This window comes from Mesorhizobium sp. M7A.F.Ca.US.005.03.1.1, from assembly GCF_003997975.1.
Classification (GTDB): Bacteria; Pseudomonadota; Alphaproteobacteria; order Rhizobiales; family Rhizobiaceae; genus Mesorhizobium; species Mesorhizobium ciceri.
This window is the reverse complement of the sequence record NZ_RZRO01000063.1, coordinates 25,226-40,172: the sequence shown is the minus strand read 5'-3', so window position 1 is coordinate 40,172 and position 14,947 is coordinate 25,226. Positions and strand designations below refer to the sequence as shown.

The 14,947-nt window shown below is 63.9% G+C and carries 19 protein-coding genes; 11 read left to right on the top strand and 8 right to left on the bottom strand.

Annotated elements, in window-relative coordinates; all coding sequences use genetic code 11:
• Together EN990_RS23335 and EN990_RS23330 are read left to right on the top strand one after the other, a co-directional pair.
• On the top strand, positions 1-871 hold an 871-nt coding region (locus tag EN990_RS23335; RefSeq protein ID WP_127388395.1), incomplete at its 5' end, for a TRAP transporter large permease subunit.
• Positions 868-1,251, top strand: coding sequence for a DUF1850 domain-containing protein (locus tag EN990_RS23330; protein ID WP_063173466.1), 384 nt, complete (start codon positions 868-870; stop codon positions 1,249-1,251). The genes EN990_RS23335 and EN990_RS23330, both read left to right, overlap by 4 nt.
• 13 nt (positions 1,252-1,264) lie before the next feature.
• On the opposite strand, the gene EN990_RS23325 is transcribed toward EN990_RS23330, so the two are convergent.
• Positions 1,265-1,651 carry a DCC1-like thiol-disulfide oxidoreductase family protein gene (locus tag EN990_RS23325; RefSeq protein ID WP_275953346.1) on the bottom strand — a complete coding sequence of 129 codons (387 nt, stop codon included), beginning with the start codon at positions 1,649-1,651 and terminating at the stop codon, positions 1,265-1,267.
• A 254-nt stretch (positions 1,652-1,905) separates the two neighbouring features.
• Positions 1,906-2,046, bottom strand: a complete 141-nt coding sequence (locus EN990_RS23320; RefSeq protein WP_013528645.1) for a hypothetical protein — start codon at positions 2,044-2,046, stop codon at positions 1,906-1,908.
• 125 nt (positions 2,047-2,171) lie between these two features.
• Between EN990_RS23320 and EN990_RS23315 the strand changes: the two genes are divergently transcribed.
• The 3 genes from EN990_RS23315 to ligD are packed head-to-tail and all read left to right on the top strand — an operon-like array spanning position 2,172 to position 5,820.
• Positions 2,172-2,411, top strand: a complete 240-nt coding sequence (locus EN990_RS23315; RefSeq protein ID WP_024502193.1) for a hypothetical protein — start codon at positions 2,172-2,174, stop codon at positions 2,409-2,411.
• 12 nt (positions 2,412-2,423) lie between these two features.
• Positions 2,424-3,293 (top strand): Ku protein, encoded by an 870-nt coding sequence (locus tag EN990_RS23310; RefSeq protein ID WP_013528646.1) that lies wholly within the window; start codon positions 2,424-2,426, stop codon positions 3,291-3,293.
• A gap of 13 nt (positions 3,294-3,306) precedes the next feature.
• Positions 3,307-5,820 carry a DNA ligase D gene (gene ligD / locus EN990_RS23305; protein ID WP_127368648.1) on the top strand — a complete coding sequence of 838 codons (2,514 nt, stop codon included), beginning with the start codon at positions 3,307-3,309 and terminating at the stop codon, positions 5,818-5,820.
• 76 nt (positions 5,821-5,896) lie between these two features.
• Here ligD and EN990_RS23300 read toward each other — a convergent pair whose 3' ends face one another.
• Positions 5,897-6,571: a winged helix-turn-helix domain-containing protein gene (locus EN990_RS23300; protein ID WP_013528648.1), complete on the bottom strand. Its 675-nt coding sequence runs from the start codon at positions 6,569-6,571 to the stop codon at positions 5,897-5,899.
• A 68-nt stretch (positions 6,572-6,639) separates the two neighbouring features.
• On the opposite strand from EN990_RS23300, the gene EN990_RS23295 reads away from it, so the two are divergent.
• The 3 genes from EN990_RS23295 (at position 6,640) to EN990_RS23285 (ending at position 7,593) form a co-directional block, all read left to right on the top strand.
• The gene (locus EN990_RS23295) at positions 6,640-6,855 is read left to right on the top strand and encodes a DUF1127 domain-containing protein (protein ID WP_127369862.1); all 216 of its coding nucleotides are present in this window, start codon (positions 6,640-6,642) and stop codon (positions 6,853-6,855) included.
• Between the two features lie 64 nt (positions 6,856-6,919).
• The gene (locus EN990_RS23290) at positions 6,920-7,252 is read left to right on the top strand and encodes an NIPSNAP family protein (RefSeq protein WP_127369863.1); all 333 of its coding nucleotides are present in this window, start codon (positions 6,920-6,922) and stop codon (positions 7,250-7,252) included.
• Positions 7,249-7,593: an antibiotic biosynthesis monooxygenase gene (locus EN990_RS23285; RefSeq protein ID WP_013528651.1), complete on the top strand. Its 345-nt coding sequence runs from the start codon at positions 7,249-7,251 to the stop codon at positions 7,591-7,593. The genes EN990_RS23290 and EN990_RS23285 overlap by 4 nt, the downstream gene beginning before the upstream one ends.
• 13 nt (positions 7,594-7,606) lie before the next feature.
• Here EN990_RS23285 and mbfA read toward each other — a convergent pair whose 3' ends face one another.
• Entirely contained in the window at positions 7,607-8,590 is a 984-nt protein-coding gene (gene mbfA / locus EN990_RS23280) for an iron exporter MbfA (protein ID WP_013528652.1), read from the bottom strand.
• Between the two features lie 175 nt (positions 8,591-8,765).
• Here mbfA and EN990_RS23275 point away from each other — a divergent pair, with 175 nt between their 5' ends.
• The 3 genes from EN990_RS23275 (at position 8,766) to EN990_RS23265 (ending at position 11,060) form a co-directional block, all read left to right on the top strand.
• The gene (locus tag EN990_RS23275; RefSeq protein WP_024502197.1) at positions 8,766-9,089 is read left to right on the top strand and encodes a hypothetical protein; all 324 of its coding nucleotides are present in this window, start codon (positions 8,766-8,768) and stop codon (positions 9,087-9,089) included.
• Positions 9,090-9,385: 296 nt separating this feature from the next.
• Positions 9,386-10,369: a threonine/serine dehydratase gene (locus EN990_RS23270; RefSeq protein WP_027161221.1), complete on the top strand. Its 984-nt coding sequence runs from the start codon at positions 9,386-9,388 to the stop codon at positions 10,367-10,369.
• Positions 10,370-10,460: 91 nt separating this feature from the next.
• Positions 10,461-11,060: a DNA-3-methyladenine glycosylase gene (locus EN990_RS23265; RefSeq protein WP_127365453.1), complete on the top strand. Its 600-nt coding sequence runs from the start codon at positions 10,461-10,463 to the stop codon at positions 11,058-11,060.
• Positions 11,061-11,165: 105 nt separating this feature from the next.
• Here the strand turns inward: EN990_RS23265 and EN990_RS23260 are convergent, their stop codons facing one another.
• From EN990_RS23260 to EN990_RS23245, 4 genes are read right to left on the bottom strand one after another with little or no spacing between them, the layout of a single operon-like run.
• Positions 11,166-12,302, bottom strand: coding sequence for an ABC transporter permease (locus EN990_RS23260; RefSeq protein WP_127385254.1), 1,137 nt, complete (start codon positions 12,300-12,302; stop codon positions 11,166-11,168).
• Entirely contained in the window at positions 12,299-13,219 is a 921-nt protein-coding gene (locus tag EN990_RS23255; protein ID WP_127365454.1) for an ABC transporter ATP-binding protein, read from the bottom strand. The genes EN990_RS23260 and EN990_RS23255 overlap by 4 nt, the downstream gene beginning before the upstream one ends.
• Positions 13,216-14,169, bottom strand: a complete 954-nt coding sequence (locus tag EN990_RS23250) for an HlyD family efflux transporter periplasmic adaptor subunit (protein ID WP_027161228.1) — start codon at positions 14,167-14,169, stop codon at positions 13,216-13,218. The genes EN990_RS23255 and EN990_RS23250 overlap by 4 nt, the downstream gene beginning before the upstream one ends.
• Positions 14,166-14,864 (bottom strand): CerR family C-terminal domain-containing protein, encoded by a 699-nt coding sequence (locus tag EN990_RS23245; RefSeq protein WP_063169644.1) that lies wholly within the window; start codon positions 14,862-14,864, stop codon positions 14,166-14,168. The genes EN990_RS23250 and EN990_RS23245 overlap by 4 nt, the downstream gene beginning before the upstream one ends.
• Positions 14,865-14,947 lie beyond the last annotated feature (83 nt).

The following is a 14,947-nucleotide window of genomic DNA, read 5'->3' as shown; positions in this document are numbered from 1 at the left end:
CTTCTGGATCGCGCTCGGGCTTGCCGCCGCTTCGTTCATGAAGTTCGGCGTCAACCTCCTCGGCCTGGTGATCGCCGCACTGGTCGTCGCCTGCTTCACGTTCAAGGGCGGCCGCGAGACGTTGCAAATCTGTGTCGACTCGCTCGCCGAAGGCGCCAAGAACGCGCTGCCGGTCGGCATTGCCTGCGCCATTGTCGGCATCGTCATCGGCACGCTGACGCTGACCGGCATCGCTTCGACCTTCATCGGCTGGATCATCTCGATCGGCGAGGACAATTTGTTCCTGTCGCTGGTGCTGACCATGGTCACCTGCCTGGTGCTGGGCATGGGCATTCCCACCATTCCCAACTACATCATCACCTCGTCGCTGGCCGGGCCGGCGCTGCTCGAGCTTGGCGTGCCGCTGCTGGTCAGCCACATGTTCGTGTTCTATTTCGGCATCATGGCCGATTTGACGCCCCCGGTGGCGCTGGCGGCGTTCGCCGCCGCACCGATGGCCAGGGAAAGCGGCCTGAAAATCGGCATCCAGGCGACCAAGCTGGCCATTGCCGGCTTCGTCGTGCCGTTCATGGCGGTCTACACGCCGGCGCTGATGCTGCAGGACGCAGGTCCGATCGCCGCCCAGTTCGGCTATCCCGTCGAGGTCGGCTACATCGTCGCCAAGGCGTGCATGGGCATCGTGCTGTGGGGTGCCGCCGCCGTCGGTTTTCTGGTCACCCGCATGGCGTGGTGGGAGCGGCTCGTCGCCTTCGCGGCCGGCGTGCTGCTGGTCGCCGCGGTGCCGCTCACCGACGAGGCCGGCTGGGTGCTGGCGCTGGCCTGGATCGGCTGGCACTGTTTTCGCGCGCGGCAGGCTTCAGTCAGAACATGAGCCTATGCCTCCTGGCCGCGGGCAAGACGGTAACGCTCTCCGTCGCCGCCTTCACGCTGTCCTGGACGCATTCGGTGGAACGGACGCGCTGGCAAGAAGACTGGAAGGTCACGTCCTCCGGCCTGCAGGTGGTCGAAGCCCGGATCGAGGGCTCGGGCGCCGGCATGGAGCCACCGGAAGGCGCTGTGCTGAAGGAGGGTTGGTGGAGCTATGCGCCTGATGTCGGCCCGCAGCGGCGCGTCGTGCTCGCCGCTTCAGGTGCAACCAGCGACGGCTGGACACTGTGCACGGTTCAGGGCTGCCGGGAATTGGGGAGGACGGCAGGCGGACCGATCGTGCTCGAGCCGTGCCGGCCGGATGGCACGAGCCAGCCGCGGTAGCGCATAGCCACCCTCAGCCAAGGAACCGCTCGCGCAGCTCCGGAGAAGGAATGTCGCAAGCGTCCTTCCTGCCGAACAGGGCGTAGCGGTTCCTGGCGATGCGATCGTAGAGCCAACCACGCAGCGGGCGCGGCAACAGCAACAGTGCTTTGGCCGCCCGCCAAGGCCAGCCGAGTTCCGCCATGACGGCGACAAAACTGTCCAGCCGCGTGAAGGCGACGCCGTCGATCAGGACGAGATTGGTTTCGTAAGAGTCGGTGCGCAGTCCATGCTTCCGGAACAGCGCTTCACCGAAGGGCGACTGCGCGGTGGCGAAGCGGAAACGGCCTTGGCGGTCGAGCCTGACCACCATGCGCACGAAACCGGAGCAGAGCACGCAGACGCCATCGAAAACGATCAATGGATGGCGTGAGTCGAGAACTGTTTCGAAGGGACGAGTTGACTGGGGTCGAACTGGTTGAGGATGGTCCGTCACGCTGGCCTCGGCTGCTCGTGTCCTATGACACTAAGCCGGCCAGCGATGGTATCAAAGCCGTGGCGATGTCGCACGGCGCCTGTCGGCGAGAGCGGGACGCTCGGCGCGATAGGTGGTGGCGCGGGTAGAGGCGGCCGGCCTGCAGATCCGGCTGTTGTGGCGATTTTCGAAAGCCATGATCAGTGCGCGCCCAGCGAGTTGCCGCGACGGGCGCAGGCCGGGCCGGGGCCGCGCATGTAATAGCGTTCGGGCCGGTAGGTCGGCGCGACGAATTCGCGGATGGCGGCGGCATAGCCGATGAGGTGCGCGAGGAAGTTCATTACCTTGTCCCTGTCCCGATTTTCGGATGTCCCTTCCGAATTGCGGTCATCATAGCGTCGAGGCGTGAATAGTCGGTGAACGTGATGTTAATATCTGGTCGAAAATGCCTTGCTTCGTGGCTGGAATGCGGCTGATTCGGGGTCTTTCCGTGCAGTTGGTTGGCATTCCGGCCAATGTGACTTTTGCATCACATATGTTTCGTTTGAATGTCGCCTGCGCGCGGTTCTGTTTCAACTTTTGCCGAGCCCGCGAAATTTCCGTGCTGGCGGCCAGAACCAACCAGGCGGCCCCTTGGCATCCAGATCGGCGCGGGAGCGCGGAACTGGAGCGCGATCTGTCCGTTCTCACCTTCATCTGGTTCTGAAGGGAAGATATCATGGCGCCGCGTCCGGCCTGGAGAGGCTATCTGAAGCTTTCGCTGGTCACCTGTGCCGTCGAACTGACCAATGTCGTCACCCATACGGAGCGGGTCTCGTTTCGCATTCTCAACCGCAAGACCGGCAACACGGTGAAGCGCCTCTATGTCGATGCCGAAACCGGCAAGCCGTTGGAGGAGGAGGACGAGATCAAGGGTTATGAACTCGACGATGGCAATTTCATCCATATCGAGGAAGACGAGATCGAGGCGGTGCAGATCGAATCCTCGCACACGATGGCGCTCGACGGCTTCGTCGACAAAGCTTCGATCCAGCAGATCTATCTCGACACGCCCTACTATGTGGCGCCGGCCGACAAGGTGTCGGAAGAGGCGTTCGCCGTCATTCGCGATGCGATGGCGGGCAAGAAGATGGCCGGGCTGGCGCGTATCGTGCTCTACCGACGCGAACGGCCGGTGGTGATCGAACCGCTCGGCAAGGGCATGGTGCTGACGACGCTGCGCTACGACAACACGGTGCGGCAACCGGACACCGTCTTCGGCGACATCGAGCCCGTGAAGACCGATCAGGAGATGACCGATCTGGCCGAGTTGATCATCGACAAGAAGAAGACGAAGTTCGATCCCTCGAAATTCGACGACAAATACGAGGACGCGCTGCTGGAGCTGATCCGCGCCAAGAAGGCCGGCCACAAGGCGCCGAAGGCTAAGGCCGCGCCCAAACCTTCCAATGTCGTCAATCTGTTCGACGCGCTGAAGAAGAGCCTGTCGGACTCCGGGTCATCGAAAACATCTTCGTCGGCGAAGGCCAGGCCAGCGGCCAAACGCGCCAAGTCGAAAGCCAGCGCGCCCAAACGCAAATCGGCGTGAGGAACCCCAACGAATGGCCAGCCTCGAACAATATCATTCCAAGCGCGATTTCAAGAAAACCGCCGAACCGGCCGGCAAGGTCGCCCGGACCAAGCAGGGCGGCGCGGGCGGCATCTTCGTCATCCACAAGCATGCCGCGACGCGGTTGCATTACGACTTGCGGCTCGAGCATGACGGCGTGCTGTGGAGCTGGGCGGTGACGCGCGGCCCGAGCCTCGACCCGCATGAGAAGCGACTGGCTGTCCATGTCGAGGATCACCCGATCGACTATGCGCCGTTCGAAGGCACCATTCCCAAGGGCGAATATGGCGGCGGTTCGGTTATCGTTTGGGACGAGGGCACCTGGATTCCCGAGATCGACCCGGCCAAGGCGATGAAAAAGGGCCATATCAGCTTCGAGCTCAGGGGACACAAGCTGCATGGGGCATGGCATCTGGTGCGGCTGAAGCCGCGTGCGGGTGAAAAGCGCGACAACTGGCTGCTGATCAAGTCGGACGATGCCGCAGCGCGTCCCGGCGAGGACATCCTCAAGGAAGCGCCTGAATCGGTGAAATCGGGCCTGACCATCGAGGAGGTCGGCGAGGGCAAGACCGCGAAGGGCGAGAAGCCGAAAGTCTGGCATTCCAACAAGCCGGCCGCCGTCAAGACAAAAGCCGGCAAACGCCTCGACTTTATCGAGCCGCAGCTGGCCACGCTCGAGCGCGATGCGCCGCCGGGCAAGGACTGGCTGCATGAGGTGAAGTTCGACGGCTATCGCATGCAGGCGCAGATCGCCGGCACCGATGTGCGGCTGCTGACCCGCACCGGCCTCGACTGGACGAAGAAATTCGGCGGCGAGATCGTCGCGGAGTTGGCCGGGCTGAAGTGCAGCGACGCCATCCTCGATGGCGAGGTGGTGGTGTTGGCCGACAGTGGTGTTTCGTCCTTCGCGCTGCTGCAGCAAGACCTGTCGGCGAAGCGGACCAATCGCTTCATCTATTACGTGTTCGACCTGATGCGCCTCGATGGAAGGGATTTGCGGCGCGAGCCGCTGGTCGAGCGCAAGCAGGCCTTGCAGGAACTGCTCGGCGAACAGCCCGACAATGCGGCGGTCCGCTTCAGCGACCATTTCGCCGAACCCGGCAAGATCATGCTGGAGCATGCCTGCCGGATGGGCCTGGAAGGCGTCGTCTCCAAGCGTGCCGATGCACCGTATCGCAGCGGCCGCGGCCCAACCTGGGTGAAGTCGAAATGCACGGCGCGGCAGGAGTTCGTCATTGGCGGCTACCTGCCGTCGGACAAGACCGGGCGCGGCCTGCGCTCGATCCTGGTCGGCTTCCACGAGGGCGGCAAGCTGCATTATGCCGGCCGCGTCGGCACTGGTTTTTCGGGCAAGGGCGCCAATGAGCTGAAGGCAAAACTCGATGCGTTGACGGCAAAATCATCGCCCTTCTCCACCGCCGTGCCGAAGGGCAAGGGCCTGGTCTGGGTCAAGCCTGAACTTGTCGGCGAAGTGGAGTTTCGCAGCTGGACCTCGGACCGTATAATACGCCACGCCTCGTTCCAGGGGTTGCGCGAGGACAAGCCGGCGGAGGAAGTCGTGCAGGAAAAGCCCAAAGCGGCGACAGGCAAGCCATCGACAGGCAAGAGCACGGCCAAGCCGGCATCAGGCGGCAAAGCCGCCGGGTCGATCACGACCACGGTCAAACTCTCGCATCCCGACAAGCTGCTGTGGCCGGACGAAAACATATCCAAGCAGGGCCTGCTCGATCATTACGCACAGGTTTGGCCGCGCATGGAACAGTTCGTGGTCAACCGGCCGCTCAGCCTGGTGCGGGCGCCGGACGGTGTCGGCGGCCAGCGTTTCTTCCAGAAACATGCCTCGGCTGGCATGAGCGATAAGATCGCGCGCATGAAGGACCCGACCGACGGCGAGGAGATCCTGTTCATCCGGGATTTCGATGGTGTTGCCGCACTGGTCCAGTATGGCGTGGTCGAGATCCACATCTGGGGGTGCACGATCGATGAGATCGAAAAGCCCGACCAGATCATCTTCGATCTCGACCCGGATGAAGGCGTCGACGTGAAGGCGGTGCGCGAGGCGGCGCTCGATATCAGAGGCAAGCTCGACGAGCTGTCGCTGCCGAATTTCGTCAAGACCTCGGGCGGCAAGGGCTATCACGTGCTGGTGCCGCTGAAGCCGTCTGCCGAATGGGACGCGGTGAAGGGCTTCGCCCATGACTTTGCCCGCGCGTTGGAGCAGGGTGCCCCCGATCGCTACACGGCGACGCTGTCGAAAAAAGCGCGCACGGGAAAGATCTTCGTCGACTATCTGCGCAACGGCAAGGGCTCGACGACGGTCGCGCCCTATTCCTCGCGCGCCAAGAAGGGCGCCACCGTGTCGATGCCGGTGACCTGGCCAGAGATCGAGGCCGGCTTGCCGCCGAACGCTTTCCCGATCGGCGACAAGACGACGCTGAAGCAGCTGGCGAAAGCCGATCCGTGGAGGGAATTTTTCAAGCAGGGGAAGGCGTTGAAGCGGGGGTAGTTCGCGCAATTTCCCAGCGCAGCGATCCTTCGCGCGCCCTCTGGCCTGCCAGCGTGACGAAATCAGCGTCGGCTCCTCAGCTCAGAAACACCTTCTCGAAAGCCTGCTTGCCCGGCAGCGAGAAAATCACCGCGCGGCTGTCCTTCTCGCGGCGCGCCCATTTCTCGGCAAGGATCTTGTCGAGGATGGCGGCGCCCAGCGTGCCGGCGAGGTGCGAACGGCGCACGCTCCAGTCGAGGCAGGCGCGGCATACCGGCCGGCGCGGCTTGGTGTAGACGTCGATGCCGATCGCGGCGAAGTGCGAAGCCGCCGATGGCCCGAGCCTGATCTCTTGTTCGTCGCGGACCAGTACGTTCTTGGCGACGAGCCGGTCGAGCATCGCCACTGCCTGCTCGCCGGCGAGGTGATCGTAGCAGACGCGCGCCACGCGCATCGCTGCATCGCGCGGACCCGGCCGCACACGCTTTGGACCGACGGCTTCCGCGACGCCTGTGATGGCTTCGATCATGCCCGCCACCTGCGGTCCGGCGAGGCCGTAATAGCGATGCCGGCCCTGGCTCGCCACCGTGAGCAGCCCACCTTCCATCAGTTTGCCCAGGTGCGAGCTGGCGGTCGGCAGCGAGACGCCGGCCTCGAGCGCCAGCTCGCTTGCCGTCAGCGCCGTGCCGCCCATCAGGGCATTTAGCATGTTTGCGCGTGCCGGGTCGCCGACCAGGCTGGCGATGCGGGCGATGTCGGGTCCTTCGCGCATAGTTCGTTCCTCATCGAAGCGTTCTTGTCAGATAATCACTATTCTCCGGTGAGATCAAGGAGACGACGATGGCCGCACGAACCGCTCTCCCCTCAGCCCCGCTCCACAGCCGTCGGTTCTTCCCGTTCGTCAGCTGGTTGCGTTCGCGGCTGCTGGCCCGCTGGTATGACCGCCATCTGCAGCGTCTCGACCTTGCCGAGATCGACGACCATCAGCTGCGCGACCTTGGCCTGACGCGGCAAGACGTGCGCCGCGAATGCGCGAAGTCCTTCTGGCAGCCCTAGCAGACCAGTCGGCACGACGTTTCGATGCCGTTCAAACTATTGACGCAGCCCCGAGGAGACCACAATGACCATCACCTGCTTCATCCGCTACGAGATCGACCCGTTCGGCAAGGCGGCCTTCGAGGAGTATGCGCGCAACTGGGGCCAGGCCATTCCGCGCTGCGGCGCCGATCTGATCGGCTATTACGCGCCGCATGAGGGCTCGGCGACGACCGCCTATGCGGCCTATAACATCGAAAGCCTGGCCGCCTACGAAGCCTATCGCGCCCGGCTTGCCGCCGATCCCGCCGGCAAGGCAAACTACGAGTTCGCCAAACGCGAGAGATTCATCCTGAAGGAGGATCGCATGTTCCTGAAACGGGCCTCAGGCCCGCACGCGAAACTGGTGCTGCCGTGATTGCCGTCATCTTCGAGGTCGAGCCGGCGGAGGGTCGGCGCGATGCCTATCTGAGCATCGCCGCGGACCTGCGTCCGCTGCTCGACGGCATTGACGGCTTTCTCTCTATCGAGCGTTTTCAGAGTCTGGCCGATCCGAACCGCATCCTGTCGCTGTCGTTCTGGCGAGATGAGGAAGCCGTGAAGGACTGGCGCAACACCGAGGAACACCGGCAGGCGCAGAAGGCCGGTCGCGGCGGCATCTTTGCCGGCTACCGATTGCGCATCGCCCATGTCGTGAGGGACTATGGGCTGACGGAAAGGGACGAGGCGCCGGCCGACAGTCGGGCGGTGAATGGGTGAGTGAGGCGGCTACTCACGCATTCCCGATCAGCACGCCGGCCGCGAACACCAGGGCGCCGCCCAGCACCACCTGGAAGGCGGCGCGCAGGAAGGGCGTCTGCATGTAGCGGTTCTGGACAAAAGCGATCGCCCACAATTCGAAGAACACCACCACCGCGGCAACCCCGGTCGCCGTCCAGAAATGCGGAATGAGATAGGGGAGTGCATGCCCGAGACCGCCCAGCGTCGTCATGATGCCGACGGTCAGACCGCGCTTGAGCGGCGAGCCGCGGCCCGACAGCTTGCCGTCGTCTGAAGCGACTTCGGTGAAGCCCATCGAAATGCCGGCGCCGATCGAGGCGGCAAGCCCGACCAGCAGCGTCTGCCAGGTGTCATGCGTGGCAAAGGCGGCAGCAAAGATCGGCGCCAGTGTGGACACCGATCCGTCCATCAGCCCGGCCAGCCCTGGTTGCACATAGGTGAGGATGAACTGGCGCTGCTCGGCGGCGGTCTCTTCGTCCTTCACTTCGCCCGGCACATGTTTCTGCTCCAGCCGCTGCGCCAGTGTCTCATGGCCCAGTTCGGCCACCGCCAGATCGTCGAGCAGTTTTCGCGTCGAGGCATCCGCCGTGCGCTTGGCAGCCTCGACATAGAAAAGGTAGGCTTGCCGCTCCATCGCCTCGGCCTGGCTGCGCACGTGCTCGATGCCGAGCGGCCGGACCAGCCAGTCGGGCTTGCGCTCGTAATAGCCCTTCACATGTTCGCGCCGGATCAGCGGAATGCGCTCGCCGAAACGCTTGCGGAAAAGCTCGATCAGCGAATCGCGATGGCCATCCTCTTCCTCGGCCATCTCCTCGAACACTTTTGCCGATTGGGGGAAGTTTTCCGTCAGGCCGTCGGCATAAGCCCGATAGATGCGACCGTCATCCTCCTCGGACGAAATGGCCAGCGCCAGGATCTCCTGTTCGGAAAGCGATTCGAAGGGGCGGCGGCCGAAGCCGAAAACACGGGAAAGCATGAGGAATTCACCCTAGTTTAGAATAGTTCTAAACTAGGGCTCAAGGTGCCTCCGGTCAATTGCGCGCTTGGGTCGCGGTCAAGAATTGTTGAAGCTCGCATGCCGGGCCGACCCCTTCATTATCAGTGAATGTTCACCTATATAATTCAACCCAGCCAGAACAAGGAACCCGCAGATGACGGCAAAACAGCCTCCGCATCCCTATGACCCAAAGCCCGTTCTCGATCTCATCGCCAGCATCGAGGCCGATCTGCAGCGCCTGAAAGGCCTGGTCGAGCAGCAGGTCGAGAAATTCGACCCCGCCAATCCGCACAACAAGGCGCCGGACGGCAAACTGACCGAGGAAGGCGTCGAGTGCTGCTACCGCATGTTCGACGAGGGCAAGTCGCGCTATTCGGTCGCCCAGCAGATGAAGATATCCTTTGCCGCCGCCAGCCACCGCTTCAACAACTGGCGCAAGCTGGGCGGGAGCAAGAGGCAGAGGACGCTGTTGGGGTGAAACTCGTGAGACGGCGGCGGGACGGCGCCCCCCTCTGTCCTGCCGGACATCTCCCCCACGAGGGGGAGATTGTCAGCTTCATTAGGTGTGCCCCTTCTTCAACGTTGGAAATTGGCGAAAGCGGATACTCAGCCGATCTCCCCACCCGTGGGGAGATGTCCGGCAGGCCAGAGGGGGGCGTGCAGCCGAGGCGTTGGCGACCGCCTCGCTAAACCTTGTAACGGTCACATTTTTCCCATGGTGCGCCGCCTCCCTTTGCGGGCATCATGGAAAGACCCCTGTCCACTGGACCTCACATGACCGCCACCACCCCTCCCGGCATCGCCGACATCCACGCCGCCGCCGCGCGTCTCGCCGGCCTGATCGTCGAAACCCCGTTGATCGAATCGCAGGAGCTGAACAAGCGCTTCGGCGGCCGCATCCTGTTCAAGCCGGAGACGCTGCAGCGTACCGGCTCGTTCAAGTTCCGTGGTGCCTACAACAAGCTGTCGTCGCTGAGCGACGAAGAACGCAGCCAGGGCGTCGTCGCCTTCTCGTCGGGCAATCATGCGCAGGGTGTCGCCGCTTCGGCCGCGATGTTCGGCGTCAAGGCGGTCATCGCCATGCCTTCAGACGCGCCGGCGATGAAGATCGCTAACGTCCGCAAGATGGGGGCGGAGGTGGTGCCGTTCGACCGCTTTCGCGACGACCGCATGAGCGTGGTTCGCCCTTACGTGGAAAGAGGCATGGTGCTGGTGCCACCCTTCGACGACCCGGCCATCATTGCGGGCCAAGGCACGATCGGCCTCGAATTGATGCGCCAGGCAAAAGCGCTTGGCGTCGACCTCGACGCGGTCGTCATTCCCTGCGGCGGCGGCGGCCTGACCAGCGGCATTTCGGTTGCCGTCAAGGACGCCTCGCCCAACACTGCGGTCTGGGCGGTGGAGCCCGAGCATTTCGACGACACCCGCCGGTCGCTGGCCGCCGGCGCCAGGGTGTCGAACGAACCCGGCCACGCGTCGATCTGCGACGCGATCCTGACCGCGGAGCCCGGCCTGATCACCTTCGAGATCAACCGCAGGAACCTGGCAGGCGGCATCGCCGTCTCCGACAAGGCGACGGCACAGGCGATGCGCGACGCCATGGCCTATCTCAAGCTGGTGGTCGAGCCCGGCGGCTGCGTGGCGTTGGCGGCGCTGTCGTCGGGCGAGATCGAACTGTCCGGCAAATGCGTTGCCGTGGTGCTGTCCGGCGGCAATGTCGATTTCGGCACTTATGCCGGGATCATGGCGGCGGCTTGAGACGAGATGTCCAAGGGGTCCGACATGGATCTGAGGCAGGTTTCGCCTTGGATCACTCCTCGCCCGCCTCCAAATCGTCGGCGGGCTGAACATGGTCATCTACCGCCCGCTCACGCGTTCTGAGCTGCCCGACGATACAGCATCCCTTGCCCGCACTCTCATCGGCAAGATCGTGGTGCGCGAACTGCCCGAAGGCATCGCCAGCGGCCGCATCGTCGAGACCGAGGCCTATGTGACCGGTGACGCCGCCGGGCACGGCTATCGGGGGATGACCCCGCGCAACCGTTCGCTGTTTCTCGACGCTGGGCACGCCTATGTCTATCTCGCCTACGGCATCTCCTACATGCTCAACGTCTCGAGCGAGATGGCAGGGGTCGGAACCGGCGTGCTCATCAGGGCGCTCGAACCGCTCGAAGGCATTGCGCTCATGCGGCTCAATCGCGGCATCGACCGCTTGCGCGACCTTGCGCGAGGACCGGGAAGGCTGGCCCAGGCGTTGCGGATCGATCGTTCGCTCGACGGGCTCGATCTCTGCCGCAAAGGCCCGCTATGGCTGGCAACCGACGAGCATCAAGCCGGCGACATCGCCCAAGGCATCCGGATCGGCATTACAAAGGATGCCGATCGCCCGCTGCGGTTTTACGTCAAGGGGAGCGCCTTCGTCAGCGGCCCGAAATCGCTCAACGGTTAGTGGCAGTTATAAACCATGGAGATTGGCGAAAGCATTTCTCCCTTCGTCATCCACGGGCGGAGCAAGGAGCGAAGGCTGGTAGCAAGACTGGAGGTCGTGCGGCGTCTAATCCAGCGTCCGCCTGAATCGTACCAATGCTACGCCGGCAAACAAAGCCACGAACACCACCAGCCAGCCAATCTCCGTTGCCACGGCCGGCAGTTCGGCCCCCTTCAGCATCACCGCGCGGGTGATGCGGAGGAAATGCGTCAGCGGGAAGATCTCGCCGAAGATTTGTGCCCAGTCCGGCATGCCGCGATACGGGAACATGAAGCCGGACAGCATGATCGACGGCAGGAAGAAGAAGAAGGTGAGTTGGAGCGCCTGCATCTGCGTGCGGGCGATGGTCGAAATCGTGTAGCCGAGCAGCACCAGCGCCAGCACGAAGATCAGCACGGCCGTCAGGAGCAGCGACATCGATCCGGTGAAGGGGATGGCGAACAGAAGTTTCGCCGCCGCCAGCACCACCACCACCTGCACGCCGCCGACCGCCAGATAGGGCAGCACCTTGCCCATCATGATCTCGAGCGGGCTGGACGGCATCGCCAGCAGGTTCTCCATCGTTCCGCGCTCGGTCTCGCGTGTCAGCGCGATCGAGGTCATCATCACCATGGTCATCTGCAGGATGACGCCCAGCAGGCCGGGCACGATGTTGTATTGCGAGATGCCTTCGGGATTGTAGCGCCGGTGTACGACGACATCGAGCTGACCCTTGGCGGCCTCGGCGGCGGCTTCCTGCGTGCCTTGCGCCCTCAGCAGCGCCTGGCTGGCGACTGTGCCGAGCGTCGAGATGGCGCCGCTGGCCACCGCCGGGTCGGTGGCGTCGGCCTCGATGAGTATCTGCGGGTTGTTGCCGCTCTCCACTCTCCTGGCGAAATCGGCCGGGATGGTGACGACGAAGGCAACGTCGCCGCGCGATATCAGGAACTCGGCCTCGGCGGCACTTTGCGCGACATGGTCGAAACGATAGTAACCGGTGGTCTGCAGCGCCGCGACAATGGCGCGCGTATAGGGATCGTTGCTCGTCGCCACGAGTGCTGCCGGCAGGCTTTTCGGGTCGTTGTTGATGGCGTAGCCGAAAAGCACCAATTGTATCAGCGGCACGCCGAGCATCATGGCGAAGGTGATGCGGTCGCGCCGCATCTGGATGAATTCCTTGATCAGCAAGGCGCCAAGTCGGGCGAAGGAAAAGACGCTGTTCATGCCATGTTGTCCTTCGAGCCGGACATGAACTGGATGAAGACGTCCTCGAGGCTGGTTTCGCCGGGCGAAACTTTCACGCCCTTGTGCTCTCTCTCGACATCGGCAAGCGCGGCTTCGAGCTTCTTCTGGTCGGAGCCGACGACATGCAGCGTCGCGCCGAACGGCGCCACCTGATCGACGCCGGGGCGGCCCTGAAGCGCTTCGGCGACCTGATCGAGGCGCGGACCCTGCAGGACGAAGGTGGTCAGCCCGGCATTTTTCACCACTTCGGCGACAGTGCCGGTGGCCAGCATCTTGCCATAGGAGATGTAGCTGATGCGGTGGCAGCGCTCGGCTTCGTCCATATAGTGGGTGGAGACCAGCACGGTCAGCCCGCCGCTGGCGAGGCGATGGATCTCGTCCCAGAACTCGCGCCGCGCCTTCGGGTCGACACCGGCCGTAGGCTCGTCGAGCAGCAGCAATTTCGGCTTGTGCATGATGCAGGCGGCCAGCGCCAGCCGCTGCTTCCAGCCGCCCGACAAGGTGCCGGCCAGCTGGTTGCGGCGCGACGTCAGGCCGAGGTCCTCCAACGTGCTCGCGACATGCTCCTCGACCGGCTTCAGCCGGTAGAGCCGCGCCACGAATTCGAGATTCTCGCCGATCGTCAGATCCTCGTAGAACGAGAATTTCTGCGTCATGTAGCCGACTTCGCGCTTGATGCGCAGGCTGTCGGTGCGGATGTTGAAACCGAGCACCGTGCCTTCGCCCTCGTCCGGCGTCAGCAGGCCGCACATGATGCGGATGGTGGTCGTTTTGCCCGAACCGTTGGGGCCGAGAAAGCCGACGATCTCGCCCTCGGCAACCGACATCGTCACATGGTCGACGACGGTCTTGTCGCCAAAGCGCTTGACCAGGCCGTGTACGTCGATGGCGTTCATCTTGCGCTGTCCGCCAGATCGACATCGACGATCTGGCCGGGCTGCAGCGGGCCGGCATCGCCCTCCGGCCGCGCCTCGACGAGGTAGACCAGCTTCTGCCGGTTCTCAAGCGAATAGATCACCGGCGGGGTGAACTCGGGATCTGGCGAGACGTAGCTGACGCGCGCCTTCACATCCGGGCCGCAGCCGTCGCAATGGACGCCGAGCAAGGTGCCGACCTTGACCGAGGAGAAGGCGCTCTCCGGGATATAGACGCTGAGCTTCACCGCGCCGTCGGGCAGGATCGAGATGACCGGCGCGGTCGGACCTGATGTATCGCCCGGATTGCGGATGACATCGTTGACGCGGCCCGGCGAAGGGGCTGCCAGGACGCGCTTCGACAGCCGCCACTGCGCCTGCTCCAACGCGGCCTGCGCCTGCTTGACCTGATTGTCGGCGGCCTTGATCGTCTCGGGGCGCGCCGGCAGGCCGCCGACGGCGAGATTGGATTTGGCCTGGCCGACCTGCGCATTGGCCGTTTCGAGCGTGGCCGACGCGGTGTCGAAATCCGCTTGCGTGCCGGCGCCGCGCTTGAACAGATCGGCGGCGCGGTCGTATTTGCGCTTGGCGTCGGCGGCCTGGGCGCTGGCCATATCGACCTCGGCCTTCAGCACGGCGATCTCTTCCGGCCGCTTGCCGATCTGCAGGTCGGCCAATTGCGCCTGCGCCTGGGCAAGGCCGGCCTGCGCCTGCGCGACAGCGATTTTTGCGTCGGCACTTTCCAGCGTCACCACGGTCGTGCCGGGCACCACACGGTCGCCGCGCTTGACCGTGACGGTCTCGACCTGCGCCACCTCGATCGGCGCCAGCAGCACGTAGTCGCCTTCGACATAGCCGACGGCCAGCGGTGCTGCCGGGGCACAGGCCGAGAAGAGCTGCGCGGCGAGCGGCAGCGAACACAGAAAGCTCATGGTCTTTGCCCCTTTGTCTTTGCCCCTTTTCTGGCGGCCAATATGGCCTTGAGATTGCCCGATGTGACCGCCACCACCTTGGCGGCCTCCGCGGCGCCGATATCGGGCCAGCCCATGCGGCGCATCACCGCCTCACGGCCGATGCGGAAATAGATGACCTGGCCGATCAGCGTGAACACGGTGAGCCTTGTGGCCTCGCTTTCGGCGGGCTCGCCAGTTGCCTGTTCCCACAGCTGGCACAGCCGGCGATGGCTCGGCTCGAAGACACCGTCATAGATACGATCGAGGGCTGCCGTTGGATGGGAAAGTTCGCGCAGGATGAACTGCACGATCTCACCGGCCTGCGGACTGGCCACGACAAAGCCGACCATTCGCTCCAGCGCCGCGAAGAGCTGCGCCTGCGCTGCCTCCGGACCGACCGGCGCGGGCGCCTGCGCATTGCCGAGCGCCGGGCCGGCGACCGTCTGGATGGTCTCGACGATAAAGTCGGCGGCGGCCGTGCGAAGACCCTCCTTGCCGCCGAAATGATAGGCGATCGAGCCGATATTGGCTCGCGCCTCGGCGGCGATCTCGCGCGTCGAGGTGCCGTCGAAGCCCTGCCGTCCGAACAGCTTCAGTGCCGCCTGGACAAGCGCCGCGCGCGTCATCTCGGCGGGCTCGCGACGAAGAACTTTGGGCTCAGGTAGTTTGATCATGAGCACATTTTAATCAATCGATTGATTAAAGTCAACTTCTGTTCGTCATTGTCTTGCCATCGACGGCGGCAAACGCTTTAGTG